Here is a 23813-nt window from a genome sequence, read left to right on the forward strand (position 1 = left end):
CGGACCCGGTGGCACCGTGCGCCCCTATATCGAGAATCAGCGCCCGGCTGCCCGCGGACGAGGGGCGTATGGCCCGGAGCCGACCCGACCTTGGTCATCTCCTTCCCATCAGCCAGGCCTTGCGGGACGATCGCCCCTGGTTGTTCCCGTCGTTCTTACCTACCGCTCCACGTCGGCCCACGTGAAGCTGGAGTGGGGAGGAGTGGCCATTCGAGCCATTCCTCGGCCCCGGAGGCTGCCATGAAACCCCCGCTCACTACCGTTGCCGCCGCGGTGAGCACCACATTCGCCGCTGTCCTGCTGGCGATGCTCGCCGCCTGCGGCGGTCAGCCAGGCCGGCCCGCGCCGCCCGCGCCGTCCGCCAGCACCTCTCCGGCCGCACCCAGCCGTGCTGCGGTGCCTAGCCAAGCCGCGACGCCCGGCCAGCCGAGTTCGGGCGCTCCCTCGGCGGGTTCGTCCGCCCAGGTTCTGTCATCCTGGCTTGCGTACCCGTGGCACTGGCCGAACGACGTCGCGGCGCCCGGGCGCGTCACCCACAGCCCCGCGGTGCCGCCGGTTCCGGAGCTAGTCCAGATCAGCGTGGGCAGTCACCCGGCCGAGTCCGGCGAGCGGCCGTTCGAACGGATTTCGTTCACCTTCACGACCGCCTTCCCCAGCTATCGGTTCGAGTTCGCCGGCAAGCTGGTCAGCGACCCCGGCGGTAAGGTCATCCGACTCGACGGCCAGGACGTGCTGGAGATCGTATTCACCCAGGCCCAGGCGCACACCGCCGACGGAACGCACTCGTCGATCATCTCCCAGCCTGCTCCGCGCATCGGCTATCAGCGGATGGCCGATTACGCCCAGGCCGGCGACTTCGAGGGTGTACTCACCTATGGCATCGGCATCATCAGGCCGGTCCTGCAATCCAACCCGCAGTTCGCGGTCCGCGCCTACGAGGTGGAGACGGTCACCGCCAGCGGCCAGCACCGCCACACCGTGGCGATTGACATCGACGCAGGTAACCCGGGACGTTAGCCTCTGACTCTGCACCACGCCGCGGCATTATCCGGCCATGAACGAGCGTCCCGGTCCGCTGGCCGGGGGCCGCGGCGGCAGTCCTCTCGCTGCGTTGCCTGACGGGGGGCTCTCCGCTGCGGAGGCCGCGGAGCGGCTGACCCGCGACGGGCCGAATGAGCTGCCTCCTGCTCGCCGGGCATCCGTCTGGCAACTGGTCGCGGGCGAGGTGCGCGACCCGCTGGTGGTTGTGCTGATTGTCGCAGCGGCGCTGACGATCGCGACCGGAGACTAGACGGACGCGGGGGTCATCCTGCTAGTGATAGTGGTGAACACGGCGGCGGGTGTCATTCAGGAGGTGAAGGCCGGCCAGGCCATAGCCGCGCTGTCGGAGATGACCGCGCCGGAGGCGCGCGTGCTGCGTGACGGCGAGCAGGTGGTGATTTCCGCCGCTGGGTGGTGGCCGGGGACGTGCTGGTGCTTGCCGAGGGCGATATCGTGTCCGCCGATGCCGCCGTGGTGGAGGCGGCGGCGTTGCTGGTGGACGAGTCTGCCCTGACGGGCGAGTCCGTGCCGGTGGAGAAGGCGGCGGCAGCTGGGGGCACGGCGATACTGGTCGTCGGCAGCACCGCGCATAAGGTCATCCACCTGGCCGACCGACCCGTCCTGATCGTCCGCTAGCTGCACCGGCCAGGCGGCCTGGCGAATCGAAGGCGCCGGATGGGCTGAGTGGGTCGCCTGCGATGAGATGCGGCAGATAGTCGCGCTGGAGGATCGCGGCGACCAGTTGGCCTCGGCTGTGCACGCCCGTCCGGTCGAACACCGATTTCAGATGATCCTGCACGGTGTCTGCGGTCAGGTGCAGCCGGCCTGCGATCTGGCGGGTCGACATGCCCTGGCAGACGAGGGCGGATATGGTCCGCTCGCGATCGGTCAGGCCGTAAGCAGCCATGATGAGCGGTGCGATCTCGGCCGGGGCGGCTTCCTGAATGATCACTGTGATCGTCTTCTCGGCCTGGGAGGTCACCCAGAAGGCGTGCAGGACGGCCCAGCGGCCGCTTCTGGTGTGCACCCGCAGGCGCGGCATGACCGGCTCGGCGGCGGGCAGGTGACGGAGCCTGACGGCCAGCGCCTTGATCTCGATCGGAAGATCCGAACCGTCTGCGTGGCCGCCTAGCTCCTCCAGCCACTGGCTGGCGGCATCGTTCATCCCGGCTACTGCGCCGTCTGCTGCGAGGATGACCAGGCCAGGGCCGTCCGTCGCGTCTTCCAGGTCGCAGGCCTGGCGTAGCAGGCCCAGCCGCAGGCCCTCGGCCAGGTGCGGGGCGAGGCGCTGCACAATCCGCGCCTCGCCCGGCGAGAACACCTGTGGCCCCTCGCGATGCAGGCAGATGTAGCCCCAGCAGGAGTCACGGACCCGCAGCACCGCGCGGAGTTCGTCGTGCAGTCCGAGCGGCGCGAAGATGTCACGGTAACGGTCGCTCCTAGTCGGCTGGCCGTCGGTGGCCTGCATTAATGTGCGAACGCCTGCCGGATCTCCGGCCAGGTCAGTCCATTTGTTGACGTCCTGGACCAGGAACTCGTTCTCGACAAAGTAGGGGCCCGAGTCCTCAGGCAGTTCCTCGCGGTAGGACCGGGTGAAAAGCAGCGTGGCCGGGTCCGCGGATGCCCACCACAGCGCGTCGATCGGCACGGCCTTCCGCAGCCGCGGCAGGATCGCGGCCCGCAGCTCTTCGGCGTCCAGCCCGGATCTGCAGGCCGACGCCACCGACTCGACGAGGTTATCGGCGACCGGACCGGTGAGCATGCTTCTCATCTCCTGCCGTTGCCCTGAGTCTCGCTGCGGGCCACAACTTCGTAGCTGCCCCTGGCGATCAGCTCTGTGCCGGTCGCCGCGACCGTCGCCGCGCGGCTCTGCTCGGCGAACCGATCGGTCGCCTTCGCTGCATCGTCGCTGTCCCACAGCGTCATCGTCAGCGCGGTGCCGCCGTCGCGGTCGACCAGAAACACCACGCCGGCGTTCCCTGGCAAGCCCTCGACGAAGCCTTTGACCGTGCTGACAGAGTTGTCGGCCCACTTCTGCAATGCCTCCGGTGACCCGGACCATGTTGACGTTCGTGCAAACATGCTGGTTCTCCTTCTTTCTTTGCCTTCTTCGTCCTTCACCGCAAGCATCACAGGGGTCGTGCCGGAAAACCCTCCCAGAATCCTGGGAGGTTCCGGACGAAGGTCGTCGAGGGCAACCGCGATGTACCGGGAAATGCGTTGGCCTCGAGATTCCAAAAAGGAGATGGCCAATAGCGGACGCAGGCGCTGCCAGGCCGTGGCCCAGTCCGTCAACCAGCTACAGAAATTTGTTCACCGGCTGGCCCGGCCGCGTGCAGGAGTTCGGTGACCGAGGTGCAGGGCAGGCTGGTGAACGTGTCCCGCGCGTTGGGCCTGTCGCGGAATGTCAGGTCGTAGCGGTCCATCGCGAGTGCGGCTCGTGTCTGTCTGCCCAAGCCGGGTCGGAGCTGCCCGACGGTGGCGGCCATGACGTGCAGCGCGGGCCGCGGCACATGCCGGGGCTCCCTTGACCCGCCGCGGCTCGCGGCGACCATCCGGGCCAGGTCGGTCAATGTGAGGGTGTCAGGTCCGCCGATCTCGAGCGTGCCGCCGTGGGGCTCTTGTTCAGTGACGACGCGTTCGACGAGTGCGGCGACATCGCGCACCGAGAGGAAGTTGATGGGGTTTCGTCCGCGACCGAAGACCAACGGGCGGCTGGATCGTCCAGCGGTGCCGGCGAGCAGGTCGATCCACAACTCGAGAAAGGCGGTTGCCCGCACGATGGTGGCGGGCACGCCGCTGGCGGCCAGGTAGGTTTCTGCGGCGTATTTCATCCGGAACAACTCGAACGGGCTGTCGGGTGCGGCACCTGCGACCGACATCAGCACTACCCGGGCCCCAGCAGCGCGAGCGGCCTGGATCAGGTGCATATTGCCGTCCCTGTCGACCGTCGAGGGTGAGCCGTCTCCCGGTCCAGCAAGGCCCTGGACCGCTGAGACCACGACCCCGGCTCCTGCGACTGCCGCTGTCGTGCTGGTCCGGTCACGCACATCACAGGTGACCACCTCGACGTGGTCGGCGGCCAGGTGGACTGCGCGATGCGGGTCGCGCGTCAGCACGCATACCTCCGTTCCGCGCGCAGCCAGTCCGAGGACGACGAGCGTGCCAAGCCGGCCCGTACCCCCGGCCACGACCACCCGTCCGGTCATGACGTTGTCCCGGGTCGGACCTGACCCTGGACCGCGGCGTCGACATCCGTATCGCCCTCATCGACTGGTTCCAGGTAGAACCGCGCCGAGGCGATCAGTCCCTCCTTGACGGTAAAAACGATCACGCCGCGCATCAGGTGCGGGGTGCCGTCCGGACGGGTCCCGCGGTGCTCCCACTCGCTCCACACCGTTTCGCCGGACACCGCACACTCGACGACTTCGGCGGTGAGGTCGGGGATCGAGGTGAGGATCTGCGCCCAGTTTCGGCGTACCTGCTCGCTGCCGGTGAAGCCGCGTGCCGGGTGCACTGGTGTCTCGTTGCGGTAGTCGGGTGCAAAGCACGCGCAGATCGCTTCGATGTCGTGTGCGTTCGTCGCGTCCTGCAACCTCCGCAGCACCGCGTCTGGTTCTGTCCTACTGCCGGGCTCCGGCATGACGCCTCCGAGCTGAGACGGCAGCTGTGGCGCTGACGGCGTTGCCGTCAGCAAGCTGATCGTCTAATCTGATCCAGTAAACTGGATTCGTTCTATCACTATGGAGTCAAATGTGGAGCCTGTCAACCGCCGCCGCTACGACGCGAGCCGACGGCGGGAACAGGCGCGGCTGACCCGGGAGGCGATCATCGCCGCCGCCCGTCGCCGTTTCCTGCACGACGGATACGCGACGACGACAATCGCGTCGATCGCCGCCGACGCCGGCGCGTCGGCGGACACCATCTACAAGTCCTTCGGCGGCAAGGCCGGACTCCTTAAGGCAATGTGCCAGAACGCCCTTGTCGGCGCCGGACCGGTGCCCGCTGAACAGCGCTCAGACGCCATGCAGGCCAGCCAGTCCGACCCGAGCCGGATGCTGCGCCGGCTCGGCACGCTCACCGCCGAGGTGGCGCCGCGCATCGCTCCGCTGCTCCTTCTGCTCGCCAGGGCAGCCGAGACCGACAGCGAGGTAGCCCAGTTGCGTGCCGGTCTCGACGCCGCCCGCCTGGCTCGGATGACCCAGGTCGCCGAAATCCTGGCCGGCAAGACCCGGTTGCGCCCCGGCCTGTCGGTCCAGGAGGCCGCCGAGATCATGTGGACTTACAGCTCGCCCGAGCTCTACGGCCTGCTTGTCGTCAGCCGGGGCTGGTCACCCGATCGCTACGGCGAGTTTGTCGGTGAGTCCCTCGTCGACGCCCTGCTGGGGCACGACAGCGGCGACGGCACCGCGCATGATGACAGGATCTAGCCGGACTAGGCGAGCCGTCCTAGCCGAATGCGGATTCGGCGTACCGATCCAAGGGATCAGCGAAACCGTGGGCCACAAGTCCTCTACCGGCATTAGCTCAAGCCCGTGATCTCGATGGGCGCGACCGGCATGAACACCACCTTCGGAAACAAGAAAACCGCCTAGCCGATAGCCAAGCGGTTCACTCCCGTTTCGGCTCCCGAGGACCGTCCCGGACTCTAGAACTACGTGGAGCTAAGGGGATTCGAACCCCTGACCTTCTGCATGCCATGCACCGCAATTTCGTCTGATGGAGTCCGAGGAGGCCTGGTTCCTGCAGGTCAGAGCGTTACGTCAGTCTGACGTCGTCGCACTCGGTCCGCCGGAATCTGAGGCCGTCCTGCAGGAACGTGAGTTGCCGCTAGCCCAGCCGGCATAGCGTCGCGCGTCTCCTCATCGACGCCAACCTGTCGCCGAGCGTTGCCGCCGCTCTGAGCTAGGCCGGGCTGGAGTCGGTTCACGTCTGCGATGTAGGCCTGCTGACCGCAGCCGACAGGCGCATCCTCGAGTACGCGGCTGCCAGCGCCCTGGTGATCGTCTCCGCTGACAGCGATTTCGGTGAACTGATGGCAGCCAGCCGCGGGTCAACGCGGCCTTCGGTCGTCCTTTCCGGTCCGCGGACCGGCTTAAGCCAGACGAGCGGGCAGCTCTGCTGGCGGCGAACCTGCCGGCGGTGGCAGAGGACCTGGAAGCGGGTGCGGTCGTAACCATAGCGCGAGGCCGAATGAGGATCCGGTCGCTGCCGATTGTCCCCGCTGACTGACCTGTTCGCGAACGCCGCTTCAGCGAGCAGGAGCCGACCACTCCCCGATGGCGTCTTTCACTCTGTGGCCGGACGGCGCGATCGCCAGGCCGTCCTCGTAGTCACGCAGCCCCTCTGAGCTTGGCCTTGGCCTCGCTCTTGGTGCGGTCACTGCCGGTCTTGACAATCCCCAGGCCGCCCAAGCTAGCCTAGCTGCCCATGGACCCCCGCCCTCGATCGCCGTCGCGCACCGCTCGGCGGCGCTGGGGTGCTGCGTCAGCCCACATTCAGATCCACGAGCTTGCTGGGCGCGGCGGGGATGCGCCGCTCGTCGGGCATGGAGGGCCGTTCCTCACCGCGCTGGCCCCTCACCGCTAGATCGATGGGGATGGGTCGCTCGCGTCGACGTAGTCGGCTGCTGGTTCGGGGGTTGTGGTGGCGCCGGGGTTTGTCGGGCGCGGTGCTGGCAGTTGGCGCGGTGGTGATGGGCGCCGCGGTGTTGGGACCGTTGTATGCGCGGGCGGCGGGTGAGTCGACGCTGCGGGACGAGTTGACCCAGGCGGGTCCGGCGACGGGCCTGGAGTTTCAGGACATCCCGTACGGTTTCGAGTTGGCCTCGCCGGTGTCCCATTTCGCGCGGGCCGAGTCGATGACTTTGGCACCGGGGGCGGTGCGGGGTTATCCCACGCGGATCGGGTCGATCTATGTCGAGACCTCGGCGCACGCGGCAGCCGGACATTCTGTGCGGGTGGGCATGGTGTGGCGCGCCGGCGCGTGTGCCCATTTGATCATCGTGTCCGGGCATTGCCCGGGCGGGGCTGGGCAGGTGCTGGTCAGTCAGCGCACGGTCAATGGTTACTATGGGTGGCGGTTGGGTGGCCGGGTCTCGTTCGCGGCCGGCGTGACGGCGCGGATCGTGGGGACGTACGTGCCGCGCGACCCGCAGGAGGTTTTCTGGTTCGGGCACAACTATTTCAGGGCATCCATCGCTGTTGACGGCCCGGACACGGTCGATGCGGTGTTCGTCGACCAGGCGGAGTCGGGCGCGCTGCCGGCGGGGGCGCAGGCCAAGCTGCTGTGGGATTACCCGCTGGATCCTGCTGCGATCCGTCTGGACGACGTGCCTGGGCTGCGCCGTGACGTGGCCGGGTTGCGGCAGTACAACAGCGAGGCGAGGTCGTGCACGACCAGCTGCCCGGGTGAGCCTGTCAATGTGCTGATGTCGACTGATCTGGGGAAGGTGCTCGACGCGGCCGCTCATCAACGCGACCTGGTCGATCGCGGCACGCTGCTGGTGACTGTGCAGCTGGCGCTGTTGGCGTGGTTGGTGCTGTTTGAGGTGGTGAGCGACGCGGTCGAGTCGCGCGGCAGCGAGATCGCGCTGGCGAAGCTGCGCGGTCTGCGGCCGTGGCGGACGGCGTGGTTCGCTGTCGGTGAGCCGTTGGTCCTGCTCGTGGTCGCGGCCCCGATCGGGTTGGGGCTTGGCTGGCTGGCGGCCCGGCTGTTCTCGAGCGCCGTACTCGCTCCGCACACCCCGGTTGTCCTGACCTGGCCGGCGGCGGCGGCGTTGGCCGGCGGATTCGCCGGCGGCGTTCTGGCCTTGATCGCCGCCTGCTATCGGACCCTGACCCGCAGCGTTCTGGCACAGTGGCGCCGCACGACACGGTCGCCGCGCGCGTCACGGGTCGGACTGGTGATCGACGTGGCGGTGTCGGCGGCCGCGGTCGCGGGGCTCGTGGTGCTGCTCACCGGCTCCGCCCACAGGACCGCTGTCGCGGCACTGCTGGTACCCGGGCTGCTGGTAATGGCGGTGGCGCTGTTGGGCACCCGGCTGCTGCCGCTGCTGGCTCGGACGCTGCTGCGTCCCACGCGGGCGTCGGGCCGGATCGGGTTGTTCCTCGCGGCCCGGCAGGTGGCGCGACGCCCGGCGGGGCTGCGGCTGGCGGCGATGCTGGCGGTGGCAGTCGGGTTGGCGAGCTTCGGGGTGAACGGTGAGGCGGTCGCGGCGGGGAACCGGGACGCGCGAGCCCAGGCCGAGCTGGGTGCGCAGCGGGTGGTCGCGGTGCAGTTTGAGCGCGGGGTGGACCCCGTGGCCGCGATCGCGCGGGCCGACCCCGACGGTCGGTGGGCGATGGCGGCCGCGACCTGGCTGCCCGACGGCGGCGAGTCAGTCGTTGGCACAGTGCTCGCCGTCGATGCCAGCCGGATGGCCCGGCTGGGCTACCCGGCGAGCGGCGGACCGAGTTCACAGCGGATCGCGGACATGATCGGTGCGTCCACGGTCGCGCCACTGATCACCACCGCAACGATGATGCGGGTGGTGATCAGCGCGTCGGGGATGCGCGGCGTCCCGCCGTTCGTCCAGTTCGTCCTCCGCAGCCCAGCCGACCCGTTCCTGACGGTGGCCGCGGGCACGCTGCGGCCCGGAACCCACACCTACACCGCGAAGCTGGACTGTGCGGGCGGCTGCACGCTGCTCGGGCTGGCCTGGAACCGGCCGAACTCGTTCGGCGCGATGACCGGCACGCTGACCGTGCAGAGCGTCGGGTGGTACCAGCATGCGCGCTGGGTTCCGGTCAACGCGTCGCTGACCCAGCCTGGGGCGTGGCGCGCTGGACCCGAGTTCAGTGACAGCACGGATACGCTGCGGGCCACGCCTCACGGGTTGCGTGACGACTACCAGAGCAGCAGCGGGTATGGCGGCATCAGTTACGCGTTCGCCCCCCAGCCGTTGCCGGTGGTGGCCACGAGCGCAGGCGTCACCAGCGGCGCCCTGACACCAGACCCACCAGAGATGGTTGACGGATTCAGCACGGTCGCGACGTTCACCGTCAGGCAGTGGGCCCGGGTGCTGCCCGTCGTGCTCGACAGCGGGCTGATCGCCAACCTGCCCTTCGTGCGCGCCGTGCTGCCCGGCTTCGACGCCGAGGCCAACTGGATGATCTGGCTCGGACCCCACGCGCCACCGGACGCGATCGCCCGGCTCCGTGCGGCCGGGCTCACCCTGCAACACGAGAACACCACCCAATCACGCATCATCCAGCTGGGCCGACAGGCGCCCGCGCTGTCGCTGTTCCTGCTGCTGGCGTGCGCGATCATCGGCTCGGTAGTCGCAGTCGGCGGCACCGCCATCGCAATCACCGCCAGCGCCCGGCGACGCTCCCACGAGACCGCCGCCCTGCGGGTGGTCGGGGTACCCCGCGGCGCGTTGTATGGCGGCGCGATGATCGAGCAGGTGATGCTTCTCGGCGCCGCCGTCATCCTGGGGCTGCCGGCCGGAGCCCTCGCCGCTCGCCTCGCACTGCCGGTCATCCCCCAGTTCGCCGACACCACCCCAATCGTCCTGCATTACCAGCTCCCCACTGTCCCGCTGATCACGTTCGCCGCTGCGTTCGTCGTCCTGGTAGTTCTCACCGGCCTGATCGCCGCCGCGGCCGTGCTGCACGCGGCCGTCCCCACCCGACTTCGCGAGGCGGAGGAATGAACGCACAGCCGGTGCGCTGCCAGCAGCTCCGGCACGTCTACCAGATGGACGGCGGGCAGCTGATCGCGCTAGACACCATCGACCTGACCCTCACCCCTGGCAGCAGCAACGCAATCATCGGACCGTCCGGGTCCGGCAAATCCACCCTGGTCGCCCTCCTTGCCGGGCTGCAGCGGCCCACCTCCGGCCGCGTCTACCTCGGCGAGGAGGAGATCAGCCGGCTGCCCGAGACCGCGCTACTGCGGATCCGCGCCGAGCAGGTCGGCGTCGCAATGCAGAACCCGAGTCGCAACCTGCTCCCATACGCCGACGCAGTCGACAACATCCGCTTCGCCCAGCGTGGTCCGCGCAGCTACCGCCGCCAAACCCAGCTTCCCAACCCCGAACAGCTCCTCGACGAACTTGGGCTGGCCCCGCTGGCCGGCATTCCCGTCGATCGTCTCAGTGGCGGCGAGCGGCAACGCATCGCCCTCGCCGTCGCCGCGGCCAACCGTCCCGGCGTGTTGATCGCCGACGAACCCACAAGCCAGCTCGACGCCGCCAACCGCGACCGTGTCGTCGAACTCCTCCGCCACATCAGCACACACCTCGCAGCCACGGTCATCGCCGTCACCCACGACCCACTAGTCGCCGTCGGCCTCGACCGCACCATCCAGCTGCACGAGGGCCGTATCACCGAAGACACCGCAGCATGACCGGACCCCACGCCCGACCCCCGGAGGGCACAGCCCCGGCGCTGGGCTCCCGGGAGCCACCACTAGGCCCCCTGGTCGCCACCGACGTCTGCTACCACCGCGCCGGGCGCACCCTGCTCGATCACGTCTCGTTCCTGGCGTCTCCCGGCCAGGTCACCGCCGTCACCGGCCCGTCCGGCAGCGGCAAATCCAGCCTCCTCGCGCTCCTCGGCGGGCTCGAGCGCCCCGACGCGGGCACCGTCCGCCGCCACCCACCCACCGCCCGACTCGGGTTCGTCCTGCAGGCCTACGGTCTGGCCAACCTGCTCACCGCCGCGGAAAACATCGAAATCGCGCTCCAACCGCACCTCGCCGTCGGCAGGCTCACCCGAGCCGACATACGTCGCAACACGGGAGACATGCTCGGGCGCGTCGGACTCAGCCGCAACGCCGACCACCTCGTCGAGGAACTGTCCGGAGGCCAACAGCAACGCGTCGCCATCGCGCGCGCCCTCATCGCCGAACCCGACATCCTGCTCGCCGACGAATTCGCAGCCGAACTCGACCACACGGCCAAACAGCAAGCGCTCGAGCTCATCCTCGCCGTCGCACGCCGCGGAGGCATCGTCGTCATCGCCACCCACGACCCCGACATCGCTGAACGCTGCCACCAGGTCCTCCACCTCACCGACGGCCACCTCCACCCCTAGGACGAGCCGTGACAAGCCGTCATCGGGGTCCTGTCTCCCGGGCGCGCCCTCACTTCGCTGCGGGCGCTCCACCCTGACCTGCGGCTCGTCGCCAGCAAGACCATCGCTAGTCGAGGAAACCGAAACTCCACGACCATCAGCTTCACTGCCGCGGGGTGGGGCCAGATCAAGCTCGACAGGGGAGTGGTTGATGTCTGGCGAAGTGCCAGCAGGTCCGGCGATACCAAGACTCCGAGATCGAAGCGCTCCCTGGTCCTGCCGAAGCGCGCCATCTCCGCCCTAGAGACGCACAAGGCTATCCAGGATCGCGAGCGCTCGGCGGAAGGCAAGAGCTGGCAAGAACCAACCTGATCTTCTGCCACGAGGACGGCTCCATGTAAACGTCCCGTGCCCTCAACTGGCGCTTCAGCAAGATGACCAGGAAGATCAAACTCTGTCTGTTCTTGTCTGCGTCCGAGTGAGCGGAATCACCGTCGGTCACTAGTTACTGGGGCTCGCGGGGCCGGGAGTGTCGCTGTTGCTTTTGACCGTTCAGCCGAGCGAAAGCTCGGAGTCGTTGCGTTCCTAGCCTGACTGCGGCCTATGTGGCGGACGACGGTTGGGTGGGCGTCCTTCACGCTTCTGTCCTGTATGCCAGAGGACAGGCTGGCCGTGGCGACAGCGCCGGCCTCGTCAGTTCACATGCCAGTGCATCAGCACCTGAGCGCGAACGCGGGCCTTGGCGGTCCGCCGTCACCGGGGCCGCCTCGTTGGGCACTCCCTTGGGGATCGGCATGCTCGATTCTCTGCTCGGTGAGATCATCGCCATCGCCGAAGTCCTGATGGCGATCACGGTGATCGCAGTCGCACTGTTCGGCAGCAAGATTCTGAGCGAACGCGCTTTTCGCCTCCTTCGCTGGTTCGGCAACCGAGCTGAGCCACCGGCCCCCGAGCTGAAAGCTCGGTGAACCGAACGGCAAGCCGGTTTATTACCCGTCCCGAGCAGATTGGTTCGCTTATGAGCTGGAGGACCCTTTTGTTTCGTCCGGCTCACCTAATCAGGGGTAATAACTGAGAAGTTACACCGAAACTTGGCAGTTCCTGCGTACGTAAACCAAAGAGCAGGGTTGCGCATATAAGCTGACATAATCCCCTAGAGCCAATTTCCGCATAATGGCACGAGTGAATTTAGAAATTCAAGAGGAGAGGGCTTGCGGGAGCGGTTAAGGAGCTGCCAGGGTAAGTGCTGCGGTCTTCATCGCGCTGTGGGAGATCAGCGATTTACGCCAAAAGCCGGGATCGGCTGGTCCTGAGGGGTTAGGGGAGTGGCCGCCTCCAGAAGGGATTACCATGACAGGTTCGAATGGTGCAGGATCGTCGTCAAGCGACCTCGAGTTGGAGCCGCCAGGACATTCGCGGCGCTCGCTGCTGAAGGGTGCCGCCACGGCCGGTGCAGCGGGCATCGCCATGGCTGCACTGTCCGGCGCGGCGCTGCCGACTGCCGCCGGCCGCCGCTCAGCCGCGCCTGCCCGCATAGCGGGAGCGGCCCCCGCGGAAGGATCCGAGCAGGTCGTGGTGCATGTCCGGGACGCCGCCACCGGCGAAATGGATGTGTTCGCCGGCACCACCTGCACGCGCGTGCGTGACACGCAACTGGCGGCGCGCCTGCTCCAGGCCGCCCGCTGAGCCATCCCGCCGTCCTTCGTCGTTTGAGATTTTTGAGAGGCATTCATGTCATCGCATCGCGAGGCGCCGGAGATATCCAAGGATCCGGTGGCCGACAGTACCGACGTATACGCATTCGTGAGCCCGGACAAGCCGGACACCGTAACGCTGATCGCCAATTACGTCCCGCTGCAGGGTCCGGCGGGCGGTCCGAACTTCTTCGAGTTCGGCGACGACGTGCTGTATGAAATCCACATCGACACCCAGGGCCATGCCGAGCCCGATATCAGCTACCAGTTCCGGTTCCAGACTCAGCTGCCGGACCCCGACACCTTCTTGTACAACACCGCGCCCATCACGTCGCTCACCAGCCCGGCGTGGAACCGCCGGCAGACTTATTCGGTCACCCGAATCGACAGCAGCGGCTGCCATGAGCTAGGCAACGGGCTGATCTGCCCGCCGTGCAACATCGGCCCGCTGTCCACTCCTCAGTACGCCGCGGCGCTGGCCGAGCCTGCGGTACACCGGCTGTCAGACGGCAGCACCGTGTTCGCTGGCCAGCGAGCCGAGGGGTTCTACGTCGACCTGGGGTCGATCTTCGATCTTCTGGACCTCCGGCCCTTCCAGAACCTGCAGGTCTACGCCAAGGCACTCGGATTCAAGGCGGCACCCGGCGTCAACACGCCCAAGTTCCTGAACGTGCACTCGATCGCCCTGCAGGTTCCCATCTCGCGGGTCACGGCCAAGGGCCGGCCGGTCATCGGCGTGTGGACCACCGCCAGCCGGCAGCGGGTTCGCGTGGACGACGACAGCGGCTGCCATTTCCGCAGCGGACCCTTCACCCAGGTCTCACGGCTGGGCAACCCGCTGGTCAACGAGGTGATCATCCCACTCGGCAAGAAGGACTTCTGGAACACCCGCCACCCATCGCATGACAAGCAATTCGCGGCCTACTTCGCGCACCCCGAAGTCGCCGCGCTGCTACCCGCGCTGTACCCGGGGGTCTTCCCGCACCTGGCCGCGCTGGACGCGGCCAACACGCCGCGCGCCGACATTGAGGCCATCTTGCTGACCGGCATCCCGCAAGGGATCATCGCCGGGTTCACCAACTTCACCGGCCCGGTCCAGGCCGACTTGCTGCGGCTGAACACTTCCATCCAGCCCGCCGTCAAGCCAAGCATCTTCGGCCTGCTCGGCGGGGACGCGGCCGGGTTCCCGAACGGGCGGCGGGTCTTCGACGACGTCGTGTCGATCGAGTTGAGGGCGCTGGCCGGCGTCACCGTGCCGCTAGTCGACAAGTCCTTCACTCCCGACGCGGCGGCCGGGCTGCTGACCGACGGGCTGACGCCCGCCGACCTGGGAACGCCCTACCTGGACGTGTTCCCCTATCTCGGCGTCCCCTACGACGGCTACGACCATCCCGCGGCCTGACGGCTATCGTGCACGAGCATCTTCCCGCCCCGTCCCGCCCCGGCACCGTCGTACTGGAACTGGGGCCTGGCGTGGGCGCCCTGGTCCTGCACACGCCGCCGCAGCTGGACGGCCGGGAAATCGAGGTCAGCCCCCTCGGCGGCCCAGCCGTGGGGCGGACCCATTCCCTGGTCCGTCCCCGGACGACAGGCAGAGGCACGCAGTACGCGGCCGTGTACCCACAGCTCGCGGCCGGAACCTACACGGTATGGGATGACGCGACTACCCCCGTCGCGACCATCACCATCCAAGGCGGCCAGGTAACCACGGCCCGGTGGCCCGGCTATTCCCCGCCACCCTGATCCCGACCTCCCCAGCCATCAGGCCGCCACCAGCAGCTGACTCTGTACCTAACGACCTGACTCAAATTAGTGCGCACCTGCAGGTATGTGGATGTGGTTGATGGCTTGGTGGAGGCGGCAGAATGCGGCTGTGCAGATGATTGCGGGCGGATGCGGGTGAATGGGGACGGGCTGCGCAGGCTGGCCCTGCCCATGGGCCCTGGTTATCTCGCCTCTGACGTGGATGAGCTGCTCCTTCGCGTTGCCGATGCGATGGACGCCGGCCGGCCTGTGGGAGGCCTGGTCGCGAACGCCACCCTGCGGCTTCCGGAACAGGTGCCGGTCATCCTCCTCCCGCAACTGCGCCGCCGGCAACAGCGGCCGCTCACCTATGAAGTGAGGCCCGTGCAATGGCTGCTGGGGCAGCTGCGCCGCTGCGACGACGACCGGGACCGGGCCCGGCTGGAGAACGACCCGTGGCGCGAACTGCACGCCTGGGACTTTTCCGAGCGCCCTGCGGACGCCGGGCCGGCCGCCGTGTACTCCGCTGCCCAGGCGCGCCCTGCGCAGCTGGCCCAGGGAGACCGCGACGCGCCCGCCGTCACCGGCCCGGCCCACGGGAACGCGGACGCCTGGCTGGCCTGCGGCGGGCTGCCGGGCACCCGCCTGCGATGGGTGCGGACGGGAATCTTGCAAAGCGAACTGCGGGCTGAGGGACGGTACGTGTCGGCTTCGGTTCGCGGCCGCGCGCCGTGGACCTCATGGGGGCAGGCCGGGGTCGTCCGGGTTGGCGGGCGGGCTTCACCTCACAGCGGGTCAGCCAGTCAGCGTGGCCCGGAACTGCCGCGACCTTCGGGGTCGCTTTCCCGGCCGCGGGTGCCCTGGCTTGGGACCTACTTCAAGCTCGCCAACCAGGGAGGATAGCCAGGCCCGAGGACGCCCGGCACGCAGGACCTAGCCTTCACCGCGCACTCGCCGGGACATCCGGCCAGGCCGCGCCACTTCGCTAGTGCGAGTCTGCCTTCATAGCACCGCAAGCCCGCAGGTCAGCACGATGAGCCAGTCGCGAACCCCGGATCGTGAGCCAACTCAGGTCTGACAACCTCGACCACGAGCATGGCGCGCTCCATACCGCCGATTCCGGGCTCTGTGGTAGTAACCCAGCAGAGGGCTCAGGCGGCGCGGATCACCCCGTTATGGCGTACCGGTCGCGCCGGCTGAGCGAGCACGCCGGCGGCGGGGGATCGCATGGTCGGCAAGGTTCAGCTCGGCATCGATCTTGGTGACACAGATGGCAGGTTGGGACCTTCGGCTCTTGTCACACTCCGCGGAGCAGTTCAGGCTCGGGGCCAGCAGTATAAAGCGGCTGCTAGCGAGGTGAATGCGCTGAGGCGGCTGCGCAGGCGCTCTCGCTTCCGATGCTGCCGCGCTACTGGTCAACGGTGACGTCAGCGTGGCGAATTCCATCTGCGAGATGAGAGGCGAGCGCCATGGGGTACGACCGGATCGCGCGGAAGCGAGTTCTGCGAAGTGCTGGTCTCATGCTTGTGGCCTGCGGGTATGTGCGGCTGGCCCGGCCGCGGATGGCGAGGTGGGGCGCGACTGACGGCGAGGTCGCGGGTGCGATGCCCGGAGACGAGGAGGTTCCCGGGCCGCAGTTCGCGGTCACCCGCGCGGTGACCATCGCCGCGCCTGCTGAAGCCGTCTGGCCGTGGATCGTGCAGATCGGCTACCACCGGGCCGGGTGGTACGCATATGACCTGTTCGACAACGATGACATCCCGAGCGCGGAGGCGATCTTGCCCGAGTTCCAGCACCTGGAGATCGGGCAGGTGATCGGCGAGGAGGGTTTCGCGGTCCGGGAGCTCGGACCCGGCCGGCACCTGGTCCTGGCGTTCCAGTACCCGAAGACGCAGTGGGTGGTCAAGCAGGGCGTCTGGCCGAAGTTCGGCCACTGCTCGATGTGCCTGCAACTCAGGCCGGTGCAGGACGGCGAGCGCACCCGGCTGCTGTATCGGGTTCGCCTCTCCGCGCCTCCGCTGGGCCGCGCCGTCATGGGCGCCTTTTTCGAGCCGGCTGACTTTATCCAGAGCCGCAAGATGCTGACCGGGATCAAGCGCCGCGCCGAGACGCATTACGCCAGTGCCTTCGCAGCCGAGGCGCATAAGACGAAGACGGGGGGCATAGCACGATGAGCCCAGTTGTCGTCGAGGCGGAGGTGGACATCAACCGGCCGCCGGAGGAGGTCTTCGACTACTGCAGCGACCACATGCACGAGCCGCAGTGGAACCCGATGATGACCCGCATCGAGAAGCTCACCGAAGGGCCGATCGGTGCCGGAACCCGGTATGCGGCCGAGTTTGTCAAGGGCCCGCCCATGGTCATGGAGTGCACTCGGTATGAGCGCCCCAGTACATGGTCCTTGACCGGCAAGTCACGTGCCCTGACCGCAAGCGGCGGCTGGCGGGTGCTGCCCACCGCGGACGGCTCCCGCCTGGTCATGCGGGTGGAGATGGAACTGCATGGCCTGCTGAAGCTGGCGGCGCCGCTGGTGCGCCGCCGCGAGCAGCCGATGTTCCAGCGCGACCTGGACAACATCAAGGCCCGGCTGGAAGAAGCCCACGCGGTGCCGGGAACCGTACCCGAGTAGCAGGAGGAGTGAGATGCAGCCGATTTAGCAGGCGACGGCCGAGTTTCTGGCGGGCAAGCGGGTCGCCGTCACCGGAGTGTCGCGCAACCCGCAGGGGCACGGCAGCAATGTGGTGTACCAGCGGCTGCGGCAGCGCAGCTATGAGGTTTTCGCGGTGAACCCCAGCGCCGACCAGGTCGAGGGCGACCCCTGCTATCACGACCTGACGTCCGTGCCCGCCGGCGTCGACTGGGTGGTGATCGGAACCAGGCCGCAGGCGGCCGGGCGACCATGCGCGAGTGCGCCGACCTGGGCATCAGGCGTGTCTGGATGCACCGGGGGCCCGGCGCGGGAAGCGTGTCGCAGCCGGCCGCCGAGTACGGCCGCCAGCACGGCATCACCGTGATCGAGGACGGGTGCCCGTGCATGTTCGGCCCCACCGCCGACCCCGGCCACAAGGCGATGCGGTTCATGTTCACCCTGACCGGCAACGTGCCACGGCGCGTGAAATGACAGGTCCCGGCGCGAAGGCGTGCCGGGCGCGCGGCGGCTAGGGCGCCGGTGGCGGTGAGGGCGCCGGCGCTGGCCCGTTCCAGGCCGACTGCGCGGGCGGCGCCAGGTGGTGGAACAGCGGAATATCGGGCCGTTCGACACCACAAACCGATCCGGCGGTGAAAGCCGGGCCGAGACTCAGAGCCGCAGGTAATCGCATCCCGCTGCGGATACCCAGCACAGTCGAACTCGCCGATCGGCCCTGCGCGAACGGGACGTTTGGCACTAGCCGAGGGCACTGGCCGTGATCACGCTGGAACCGCACCCAGAACGGCCCGAGACTCGGGGAGGTGGCTGTCATGACTGCAGCTGCCAGGCCGACCTGGCGGCAAATCGCCGCTGAACTTGGCAATGTCGCCCACGATGTCCCGGCCTTCATGACCGCGCCGCTGTACCGCCGCTGGCACCTGCGCTGGGGCGCCACGCCGGCCGAGATCGCCGCGGCTCTGCCCGGGGACGCGCTCCTTCCCCGCGCCCAGTACCGGTCCACCCGCGCGATCACCATCGACGCCACGCCGCACGCGGTCTGGCCGTGGCTGGTGCAGGTCGGCTGCCTGCGCGCCGGGTTCTACAGCAACGACCTGCTCGACAACCTGGGCCACCCCAGCGCCACGACGATCCTGCCCGAACTGCACGACCTGCAGGTCGGAAACTGGGTGCCGATGTCCCCGGCCGCCACGCCGACCGACCGCACCGCGTTCAAGGTGCACTCGTTCGAGGAAAACGCGTGGCTGCTCTGGACGAAGCCGGACAGCACCTGGGCGTGGCGACTCTCGCCCGCCGGCGCCAGCGGGACCCGGCTGATCACCCGCATCCGCGCCGTCTACGACTGGCAGCACCACCCGCTGACCGCTCTGCTCGGCGTCGTCCTGCTGGAATTCGGCGACTTCGCCATGCTCCGCCGGATGCTCCGGGGAATCAAGACACGGGCCGAGTCGCTCGCCGGGGAAGCCGGCCCGGCTGCCCGGCCGGCCGGCCGAATCGGGAGGTAACCATGACCGCCACACGGCCAGGAGGCCGCCGGGCCTCCGCACTGCGCACCGCCGAGCCTCGCCCGTCCCCGACCGCCGGCGACCGGGAGATCGACGACACCCCGCGGACCTCCCGGCGACCAGACACGCGGATCGACCTGCCGCTTGTCGTCGGGCTGGCCGCGATAGCCTTCACGGCCCTGTACCTGATCTCCGATCTGGTCGAGGTGGCCCAGGGCGGATTCTCCACGTTCCGGCTCTCGCTGACCTACGCCGGGGAAGCGGCGATTCCGCTGTTCGTCCTCGGCCTGTACGCGGTGCAGCGTCCCCGGATCGGCCGCCTCGGGCTCGCCGGCGCGGTGGCCTACGCCTACTCCTACGTGTTCTTCACCAGCACCGTGGTCTACGCGCTGATCGCCAGAACCCCGAACTACAAGGCCATGACCACGGTCTTCGGCGCCTGGCTGACCGTGCACGGACTGATCATGCTGGCCGGCGGCCTCGCCTTCGGCCTGGCCGTCGCCCGGGCCGGGGTGCTGCCGTGCTGGACCGGCATCGTCCTGATGGCCGGAGTCATCCTGGTCGCAGCAGCCGCGGGCCTTCCCAACCTCGCGCGGACCGTGGCGGCCGCGGTCCCGGATGCCGCGTTCATCGGCATGGGACTTGCCCTGCTCCGCGGCCGCCTGAAGCCATCTGGCCAGCAGGGACACGCCACCGTGGCGCATCCGCACCACGCCCGGTAACAGCCGGGAACCGGGGCCAGCTACCCGGCGCGCAACTGCCCGCGGCCGTCACTCCGGTATGCGCGGCGATCACCCCGACGCCCGGCCGCCGGTCCGCACGTACGATTACGCCACACCCATGCGGCAGCTAAGTAACGGCGCTGCGCCGAGCGCTCAAGCGGGCGCATTGCTGGTGCCTGACATCGGCGGCCCAGTTGCCGCCGGGCCGTCGTGACGGCGCCATGCGTCCGGACGCGCCAACCGCAAGCTACTCGACGATGACGACGACCTTGCCTTTGGCGTGCCCTTCGCCGAGGTACCGCAGCGCCTCGGGCACCTCGCTCAGCCGGTACCGGCGGTCGATGACCGTGGCGATCTTTGCCGCCTGGCAGAGCTCAACGATCGGCCCCACGTGCTGGACGCCTAGCCGGACGGCTAGGACGCGTATCTTCTTGCCTTCGCTTAGTCCGGCCAGCGGCCCGATCAGCAGGACCTGGAAGAGGGCGGCCATCGATCCGCCCACGTACAGGTAGCGTCCTGCGGGTGCCAGCGAGCGCTTGCAGGCGAATGCCGAACGATGCGCGGCCAGATCGAGGATCAGGTCGTAGGCGCGCCCGTTCCTGGTGAAGTCTTCCCGCGTGTAGTCAATGACGTGGTTAGCGCCGACTGAGCGCATGAACTCCAGCTTCTCGGTGCTGTCCACCCCGGTGACCTCGGCTCCGTGCAGCTTGGCGAGTTGAACGGCGTACATGCCCGAACCGCCGCCGGCCCCGTTGATCAGCACTTTCTGCCCGGGCCGGACCTGTCCCTTGCCCGCAAGGCCCTGCAGCGCGATGGCTCCCGCCTGGGGCAGGCAGGCAGCTTCCTCGTAGGTCATGCCGGCCGGCATGCGCGCCAGGGCGCTCTGCGGCACGCGCGCGTACTCCGCGAACCCGCCCATATGGCCGAGGATGTCCGCGAACACCTGCTCGCCCGGCTGGAAGAGCGTCGCGTTCGCACCCGCCGCCGCAACCTGCCCGGCAATGTCGGACCCGAGTATGTGATGCCGCGGCCTGAACGGGCCCATGATGCGGGAATACAGCGGTTTCCCCCGCAGCGTCTCCCAGTCCGATGCGTTCAGGGATACCGCATGTACCTTGACCAGCACCTCGCCGTCCCCGGGCGCGGGCGTCTCCACATCCATCAGCCGCAGCACGCCGGGCGGCCCGTATCGTGTGTAGACGACGGCCTTCATGGCTTCTCTCCCCTGATCACCTGATCACGCCTGGCGGCCCGCAGACCTGGGCACAGGACATACGCCGGCACGTCACCAGACTGGCCATGGATGGTCACCTGCGCCATGTGTTCCTCCTCGGGACGCCCGGGGACAGGTACCTCCCCGCCCGCCTTCAGTGGCCGGTGCGGGGGCGGTGATGCAGCGGGTAGCGACTGGCGAGCAGCGCGAGAGTCACGGCCTGGGCCACGATGGCGATGCCCGCGCCGGTGATGCCGGCGATGAGCAGCACGCGCACCGCCGTGGCCAGCCAGGCCGCGGAGCCGTGGAAGGCGAACGGGAAGACCTGCCACAAGCGGATGGCCACGGCCAGGGTGAAACCCGCGGTCACCAGGTCACCGAGCGACTTCAGCCACCGCGGGTCGCGGGCCCAGTACACTAGGTTGACCGCCAGGGCCACGGCCATCGACGCGTTGACCAGTCCCAGGACCTGCGGGGTCGCGCTGGTGAGGAACGAAAGGCCCTGCCATCCCGGCTGGGCGTTGAGCACGATCAGCAACGCCGCGTTCACGGCGATGGCGACAAGGTAGCCGACCCGCCGGCTGGCCGGGCGCGGCCGGGATTCAGTGGTGGTGAGCGGCATCGTCGCCTCCGGCCGGATCTGTGATGGTGCTGCAAGCGTACGGATGACACGAGCGCGCGGGGCAGGGGCAAAAGTCACCGAGGCCGACGCCCAAGGACCCGGCGGCTCAGGACATGAAGGACTTCGCCGAGCGCAGAAGAAGAACATCCCCGGGGTGGCTGCGATCCCCGTTCCATGGCCGGTAGCGCCTCCCCTCAGCCGTCCAGCGCAGGCAAGCCCCCTGCGCCGCCTCGCGTGAGGGGGCGTGTTCGCGGACGCCGACGATGATCAGGTATCCCATGATCCAGGCCTCGCCGACGGTCGCGGGGATGGTCAGCAGCTGGGTGACGAGGCTAGCACCGGGGAACAGGTACCTGGCGAAGGCGCTGGCCAGGTAGGCCACGCCGCCCGCGACCAGGGTCCAGCCCAGCGGTTGCGGCAGCCATCGCGAGCGGACCACGAGGCGGCCCATCGGGATTAGCCACAGGCCGAAGAACATTGCCGCAACTCCCCAGAGATGACCGCTGGCGACGTAGAGGAGCTGGACGGTGGCGGCTGCCCCGCCTGTCGTGGCCAGCGATCCGTCGCCGGCCACGTCGAGTGCCGTTGCGAGCAGCGCCGCACTGCCCATGATCGCGACCGCGCTGGCCATCCCGAACGCTGCCAGGGAGCCGGCAGCAAGTGTGTCGACGCTGCGGAACAAGCGGTAGAACCATACCGCCGTCAAGGCCTGGGTCAATACGGTTCTCAGCTCTAGCGCGATGCCAGCGCGCGCCAGCGACTCGTTCCCCGTCAAATTGGACCACGTGCCATGGGGGTCGCCGGCGATGAAGATCTGGGAGCGGACCACCAGGAAGCCCGAGATCCCAGTGATGAACAAGCCCGGGTACAGCAATCCGGTCGTACGCGCCGTTCGCTTGAGGCCGGTTCCGGTTACGTCACGGGCTGAGCCGGTCCCGGCGATAGCCATGCCATCGAGAGTTCCCTTCATCGAGTGCGGGCTCACTTAGCAGGTCAGGCCTTTCCCAGCGCGGCCTCCAACAGCAGCAGGGCAACGGGAAGAAGCCCGACAAGGGTGGCCGCCAGGACCACCCAGGAGCGCTCACGGCGGCGGGTGATCGCGACGATGCCAGCGACGGCGCACGCCGACCAGGGCGCGCCCTTTGCGGCGCGAGCGGATGGTCGTTCTGTTCGCGGCTGATGGCCATCCACGCGGACACCGGCGATGCTGGGGCGGTGTCCATCCGACCCGGCATGGGACAGTTCGTTGCTAGCATGCGGCGTGAGATGGATGTAACTGAGCAAGTCGAGGCGTACCTCGCCCGTCAACCCGAGCCCAAGCAGGCCGACCTCCGACGGCTGCACGCACACATCCTTGCGGAATTTCCCGGATGCAGGCTGTGGTTCACCGATGGCAAGGACGCGGACGGCAAGGTTGTGGCCAACCCGAACATTGGCTACGGCGCGTACACCATCACCTACGCCGATGGGTCGTCGCGAGAGTTTTACCGTATTGGCCTGAGCGCCAACACGACTGGCATTTCGGTCTATGTGCTTGGCCTCGACGACAAGACCTACCTGGCGCGCACCTATGGCGGCTCGATCGGCAAGGCCAGCGTTACGGGCTATTGCATCAAGTTCAGGCATCTCGCAGTAATAAACGTTGATGTCCTTCAGGCTGCCATTCAATATGGGATGAGCGTCCATCAGGTGGGTTGGGCCGGAGCAGATGCGCCAGCCGGACAACCTGCCCGCCTTCTGCCCTCTCCATAGGAACGGTCGTCCGCTCATCGGCGTGAGTGCGCCTCCTCGCCGCTCCGGGTTGCGCTCCGCGCTGTCGCAGATCGACCCGTTCTGCTCGGCTCATTGAGATGGTCACGCAAGCCTCACCGCCGTGCAGAACGGCGGATACCGCGTCGTCGCAACGAGGCTGACAGGGGGCGTGTCAGGGGCATGGTGGCCGGTGTCAGCGGGCATGGCAGGCTCTGGGCGGCGGCGCCCAGTGCGGCCACGGCACCGTTGGGGAAGCGGCTCACCGTGACTGAAGCAGGCGACTACGGTGCCGGTGCCGACGTCCTTGCCGGGAATGGACCCCGGACGGTCGCCGGCGCCTGCCATGCGATCCCGGGGCGGGGAAGGAGCGTCATCATGCGGTTCACCGGCTACTCCTTCGGTTCGATCCAGGTCGACGGCGTCACCTACGACCACGACCTCATCATCGACCGCGGCAAGATCCGCAAGCGCAAGAAGGCAGGGTCGCGGAAATTCCGGGACGCGTACGGGCACACCCCGCTCTCGGTTGCGGAGGACATCCCGTGGCGATGCCGTCGGCTGGTCGTCGGCACCGGCGCGGACGGCGCGCTGCCCGTGATGCAGGACGTCCGCGACGAGGCCCGCCGCCGCGAGATCGACCTTGTCGTCTTGCCCACGGCCGAGGCGATCGGCGAACTGGCCAGGTCAGCCGACACCAACGCCATCTTGCACCTGACCTGCTGAACCGGTCGGCAGTACACCCCGCAGCCCACTCCTTGACTACACAAGGTAACGGAGCAGATATCCACCTCCGCGCCGGATCGCCGAATATTCGCG

General features: G+C 68.3%; 27 protein-coding genes and 1 pseudogene. 21 read left to right on the top strand and 7 right to left on the bottom strand.

Annotated features, from left to right (window positions below; genetic code table 11):
- Positions 1 to 240 precede the first annotated feature (240 nt).
- From EAS64_RS20675 to EAS64_RS44885, 3 genes are all read left to right on the top strand, one after another.
- A complete protein-coding gene (locus EAS64_RS20675) occupies positions 241 to 1017 on the top strand; it encodes an AMIN-like domain-containing (lipo)protein (protein ID WP_145855150.1) in 777 nt (258 codons plus the stop codon).
- 37 nt (positions 1018 to 1054) lie between these two features.
- The gene (locus EAS64_RS44880) at positions 1055 to 1291 is read left to right on the top strand and encodes a cation-transporting P-type ATPase (protein WP_222849473.1); all 237 of its coding nucleotides are present in this window, start codon (positions 1055 to 1057) and stop codon (positions 1289 to 1291) included.
- Positions 1292 to 1467: 176 nt separating this feature from the next.
- On the top strand, positions 1468 to 1677 hold the full coding sequence (locus EAS64_RS44885; protein ID WP_222849474.1) for a P-type ATPase actuator domain-containing protein: 210 nt from the start codon (positions 1468 to 1470) through the stop codon (positions 1675 to 1677).
- Here the strand turns inward: EAS64_RS44885 and EAS64_RS20685 are convergent.
- Genes EAS64_RS20685 through EAS64_RS20700 form a run of 4 tightly spaced genes read right to left on the bottom strand, consistent with a single transcriptional unit; the run spans position 1637 to position 4684 of the window.
- Positions 1637 to 2803: a helix-turn-helix transcriptional regulator gene (locus tag EAS64_RS20685; protein WP_145855152.1), complete on the bottom strand. Its 1167-nt coding sequence runs from the start codon at positions 2801 to 2803 to the stop codon at positions 1637 to 1639. The two genes, EAS64_RS44885 and EAS64_RS20685, sit on opposite strands and share 41 nt — an antisense overlap.
- Positions 2804 to 2808: 5 nt before the next feature.
- The gene (locus EAS64_RS20690; protein ID WP_145855153.1) at positions 2809 to 3336 is read right to left on the bottom strand and encodes a hypothetical protein; all 528 of its coding nucleotides are present in this window, start codon (positions 3334 to 3336) and stop codon (positions 2809 to 2811) included.
- Complete coding sequence (locus EAS64_RS20695) at positions 3333 to 4250, bottom strand: SDR family oxidoreductase (protein ID WP_145855155.1); 918 nt, start codon at positions 4248 to 4250, stop codon at positions 3333 to 3335. Before EAS64_RS20695 ends, EAS64_RS20690 begins: the two co-directional genes overlap by 4 nt.
- On the bottom strand, positions 4247 to 4684 hold the full coding sequence (locus tag EAS64_RS20700) for a nuclear transport factor 2 family protein (RefSeq protein WP_145855158.1): 438 nt from the start codon (positions 4682 to 4684) through the stop codon (positions 4247 to 4249). The genes EAS64_RS20695 and EAS64_RS20700 overlap by 4 nt, the downstream gene beginning before the upstream one ends.
- A 112-nt stretch (positions 4685 to 4796) precedes the next feature.
- On the opposite strand from EAS64_RS20700, the gene EAS64_RS20705 reads away from it, so the two are divergent.
- The 16 genes and pseudogenes from EAS64_RS20705 (at position 4797) to EAS64_RS20765 (ending at position 19410) form a co-directional block, all read left to right on the top strand.
- Positions 4797 to 5471, top strand: coding sequence for a TetR/AcrR family transcriptional regulator (locus EAS64_RS20705; RefSeq protein ID WP_187366067.1), 675 nt, complete (start codon positions 4797 to 4799; stop codon positions 5469 to 5471).
- Between the two features lie 485 nt (positions 5472 to 5956).
- Positions 5957 to 6217 carry a DUF5615 family PIN-like protein gene (locus tag EAS64_RS47525; RefSeq protein WP_187366153.1) on the top strand — a complete coding sequence of 87 codons (261 nt, stop codon included), beginning with the start codon at positions 5957 to 5959 and terminating at the stop codon, positions 6215 to 6217.
- 336 nt (positions 6218 to 6553) lie between these two features.
- On the top strand, positions 6554 to 9736 hold the full coding sequence (locus tag EAS64_RS20710; protein ID WP_145855161.1) for an ABC transporter permease: 3183 nt from the start codon (positions 6554 to 6556) through the stop codon (positions 9734 to 9736).
- On the top strand, positions 9733 to 10431 hold the full coding sequence (locus EAS64_RS20715) for an ABC transporter ATP-binding protein (RefSeq protein ID WP_145855163.1): 699 nt from the start codon (positions 9733 to 9735) through the stop codon (positions 10429 to 10431). The genes EAS64_RS20710 and EAS64_RS20715 overlap by 4 nt, the downstream gene beginning before the upstream one ends.
- Positions 10428 to 11120 (top strand): ATP-binding cassette domain-containing protein, encoded by a 693-nt coding sequence (locus tag EAS64_RS47530; RefSeq protein WP_145855165.1) that lies wholly within the window; start codon positions 10428 to 10430, stop codon positions 11118 to 11120. The genes EAS64_RS20715 and EAS64_RS47530 overlap by 4 nt, the downstream gene beginning before the upstream one ends.
- Before the next feature lie 773 nt (positions 11121 to 11893).
- Positions 11894 to 12067: a hypothetical protein gene (locus tag EAS64_RS43700; RefSeq protein ID WP_187366068.1), complete on the top strand. Its 174-nt coding sequence runs from the start codon at positions 11894 to 11896 to the stop codon at positions 12065 to 12067.
- Positions 12068 to 12449: 382 nt separating this feature from the next.
- Positions 12450 to 12785, top strand: coding sequence for a hypothetical protein (locus EAS64_RS20725; RefSeq protein ID WP_222849475.1), 336 nt, complete (start codon positions 12450 to 12452; stop codon positions 12783 to 12785).
- Between the two features lie 45 nt (positions 12786 to 12830).
- Positions 12831 to 14195 (top strand): DUF4331 domain-containing protein, encoded by a 1365-nt coding sequence (locus EAS64_RS20730; RefSeq protein WP_145855167.1) that lies wholly within the window; start codon positions 12831 to 12833, stop codon positions 14193 to 14195.
- Positions 14196 to 14203: 8 nt separating this feature from the next.
- A complete protein-coding gene (locus EAS64_RS20735; protein WP_145855169.1) occupies positions 14204 to 14536 on the top strand; it encodes a phospholipase in 333 nt (110 codons plus the stop codon).
- Between the two features lie 150 nt (positions 14537 to 14686).
- Positions 14687 to 15439, top strand: a complete 753-nt coding sequence (locus EAS64_RS20740; protein ID WP_145855171.1) for a hypothetical protein — start codon at positions 14687 to 14689, stop codon at positions 15437 to 15439.
- Between the two features lie 617 nt (positions 15440 to 16056).
- The gene (locus tag EAS64_RS20745) at positions 16057 to 16710 is read left to right on the top strand and encodes a hypothetical protein (RefSeq protein WP_145855173.1); all 654 of its coding nucleotides are present in this window, start codon (positions 16057 to 16059) and stop codon (positions 16708 to 16710) included.
- On the top strand, positions 16707 to 17165 hold the full coding sequence (locus EAS64_RS20750; RefSeq protein ID WP_145855174.1) for an SRPBCC family protein: 459 nt from the start codon (positions 16707 to 16709) through the stop codon (positions 17163 to 17165). Before EAS64_RS20745 ends, EAS64_RS20750 begins: the two co-directional genes overlap by 4 nt.
- A 46-nt stretch (positions 17166 to 17211) precedes the next feature.
- Positions 17212 to 17415 (top strand): annotated as a pseudogene (locus EAS64_RS47535) (CoA-binding protein); the annotation flags it as partial.
- Between the two features lie 20 nt (positions 17416 to 17435).
- Positions 17436 to 17657 carry a CoA-binding protein gene (locus EAS64_RS46790; RefSeq protein WP_281283292.1) on the top strand — a complete coding sequence of 74 codons (222 nt, stop codon included), beginning with the start codon at positions 17436 to 17438 and terminating at the stop codon, positions 17655 to 17657.
- 338 nt (positions 17658 to 17995) lie between these two features.
- Positions 17996 to 18688 carry a hypothetical protein gene (locus EAS64_RS20760; RefSeq protein WP_222849477.1) on the top strand — a complete coding sequence of 231 codons (693 nt, stop codon included), beginning with the start codon at positions 17996 to 17998 and terminating at the stop codon, positions 18686 to 18688.
- Between the two features lie 2 nt (positions 18689 to 18690).
- Positions 18691 to 19410 (top strand): hypothetical protein, encoded by a 720-nt coding sequence (locus tag EAS64_RS20765; RefSeq protein WP_145855176.1) that lies wholly within the window; start codon positions 18691 to 18693, stop codon positions 19408 to 19410.
- A gap of 247 nt (positions 19411 to 19657) precedes the next feature.
- On the opposite strand, the gene EAS64_RS20770 is transcribed toward EAS64_RS20765, so the two are convergent.
- From EAS64_RS20770 to EAS64_RS20780, 3 genes are all read right to left on the bottom strand, one after another.
- Entirely contained in the window at positions 19658 to 20623 is a 966-nt protein-coding gene (locus EAS64_RS20770; RefSeq protein WP_145855178.1) for an NAD(P)-dependent alcohol dehydrogenase, read from the bottom strand.
- A 154-nt stretch (positions 20624 to 20777) separates the two neighbouring features.
- On the bottom strand, positions 20778 to 21245 hold the full coding sequence (locus EAS64_RS20775; RefSeq protein ID WP_145855180.1) for a hypothetical protein: 468 nt from the start codon (positions 21243 to 21245) through the stop codon (positions 20778 to 20780).
- A 106-nt stretch (positions 21246 to 21351) separates the two neighbouring features.
- The gene (locus EAS64_RS20780) at positions 21352 to 22194 is read right to left on the bottom strand and encodes a DUF4386 domain-containing protein (protein ID WP_145855182.1); all 843 of its coding nucleotides are present in this window, start codon (positions 22192 to 22194) and stop codon (positions 21352 to 21354) included.
- Positions 22195 to 22424: 230 nt separating this feature from the next.
- On the opposite strand from EAS64_RS20780, the gene EAS64_RS20785 reads away from it, so the two are divergent.
- Both EAS64_RS20785 and EAS64_RS20790 read left to right on the top strand, forming a co-directional pair.
- Positions 22425 to 22997, top strand: a complete 573-nt coding sequence (locus tag EAS64_RS20785) for a DUF1801 domain-containing protein (protein WP_222849478.1) — start codon at positions 22425 to 22427, stop codon at positions 22995 to 22997.
- Between the two features lie 375 nt (positions 22998 to 23372).
- On the top strand, positions 23373 to 23720 hold the full coding sequence (locus EAS64_RS20790) for an MTH938/NDUFAF3 family protein (RefSeq protein WP_145855184.1): 348 nt from the start codon (positions 23373 to 23375) through the stop codon (positions 23718 to 23720).
- Positions 23721 to 23813 lie beyond the last annotated feature (93 nt).

Origin of the sequence: Trebonia kvetii (genome assembly GCF_007827045.1) — a bacterium.
GTDB classification, from domain to species: Bacteria; Actinomycetota; Actinomycetes; order Streptosporangiales; family Streptosporangiaceae; genus Trebonia; species Trebonia kvetii.